The organism is Mesorhizobium sp. M4B.F.Ca.ET.089.01.1.1, assembly GCF_004022605.1.
Lineage (GTDB): Bacteria > Pseudomonadota > Alphaproteobacteria > Rhizobiales > Rhizobiaceae > Mesorhizobium > Mesorhizobium abyssinicae.
The window spans coordinates 1-1,441 of record NZ_RZOS01000820.1 but is presented as its reverse complement, the minus strand read 5'-3'; the positions used below and the strand labels follow the sequence as shown (position 1 = coordinate 1,441).

2 protein-coding genes are annotated in these 1,441 nt (G+C 66.6%); both read right to left on the bottom strand.

The genetic code is table 11. From position 1 onward, the window contains the following. On the bottom strand, nt 1-421 hold a 421-nt coding region (locus EN780_RS34200; protein ID WP_189556991.1), incomplete at its 3' end, for a 6-phosphofructokinase. 121 nt (nt 422-542) lie between these two features. Next, nucleotides 543-1,229 carry a L,D-transpeptidase gene (locus EN780_RS34195; RefSeq protein WP_189556993.1) on the bottom strand — a complete coding sequence of 229 codons (687 nt, stop codon included), beginning with the start codon at nt 1,227-1,229 and terminating at the stop codon, nt 543-545. Nucleotides 1,230-1,441: the final 212 nt, after the last annotated feature.

Here is a 1,441-nt window from a genome sequence, read left to right as displayed (position 1 = left end):
CGTTCTCCTCGAGGTCGTTGTCGATGGTCTTCGGCGCGTGCACGAAGGCGATCGAGCCGCCGGCGGCGTCGGTCAGGATCTGCTGCGTGCCCGACGTGTCATTGCCGCCGATATAGATGAAGGCGTCGGCGCCGATCTTCTTCAGCCCGTTGAGGATCACCTCGCAATAGGCGGCGTCGGGCTTGTCGCGGGTCGAGCCGAGCGCAGCACTCGGCGTTGCCGCGATCAGCCTGAGCTGCTCTTCCGGAATGGCGGAGAGGTCGGCATAGTTGCCGTCGCGGATGCCGCGCACGCCGTGGATCGAGCCCAGCACCCTGGCCCCGGGATGGCGCTTGCGGATCTCCAGCGCGGCGCCGACGACCGTCTGGTTGATGACGGCGGTCGGGCCGCCGCCCTGCGCGATGACGAAAGTTCCGGCCATGCTTGCTTCTCTCCCGGGCGATGGTTTTGAGGCACCTTCGCCTGTCTTGCGGGATGACGCAACGGGAGAAAAGACCGCACTGGGACAAGTCGCCAAAACGGCCGCCGGCAGCGGCCGGGGATCAGACCACGACCACCGGGTTCTTCTTCGACACGCGGCTGTAGAGGTCGATGATGTCCTGGTTGATCAGGCGCACGCAGCCCGACGACATCGCCTGGCCGATGCTCCACCATTCCGGCGAGCCGTGGATGCGGTAGCCGGTGTCCTTGCCGTTCTGGAAGATGTAGAGCGCTCGCGCCCCGAGCGGGTTGGTGAGGCCGCCGGGCTGGCCGCCCTGCCATTTCACCAGTTCCGGCTTGCGCTGGATCATCTCCGGCGGCGGCGTCCAGACCGGCCATTCCTTGCCGTACTGGATGTTGGCGCGGCCCGACCAGCGGAAGCCGTCCTTGCCGATGCCGACGCCGTAGCGGATGGCTTCGCCGCCAGGCTGCACGAGGTAGAGCATGCGCTCCTGCAGGTGGACGACGATGGTCCCGGGCGCCTCGCCGGTCGTGTCGACGACGATCTGGCGGCGGAACTCCGGCTTGACCTTCATATAGGGCACCGCCGGCACCTCGAAGCCGCCATCGCTCAGCGACGCGTACATGACGTCGGGACCGGTGATGTTCTTGTCGACGCTGATGGCGGGGCGGATGGGCCGCACCGAGCCGGTGGTGACGTCGTCGAGCTGCAATTGCGGCAGTTCGAGCGTCTGGGTGCTGCAGCCGGCCATGCCGAGCAGCGCCATGGCGCCGGCGCCGGAAAGCATGGCGCGGCGGGAGAGCTGAATTTCGGTTTCGATTGCGTCGCCGTTCGGCGGCGTCAGATTTTGCGGCAACTCGCGCATGCACCAGACCCTACGCTGTCGGCGGGAAGCACGGTCCGGCCGGGATAACAGGCATTTTCATCAATCATGGTTGAAAAAGCGTGAAGGACCCGACTTTGGTCCTAAGGGCCGTCGCCGCGCCGGCAGGGCTGAAC

Excerpts from the sequence above, each read along its gene's own strand:
- EN780_RS34195 (WP_189556993.1), bottom strand. The coding sequence starts at position 1,229 with ATGCTTTCCGGCGCCGGCGCCATGGCGCTGCTCGGCATGGCCGGCTGC.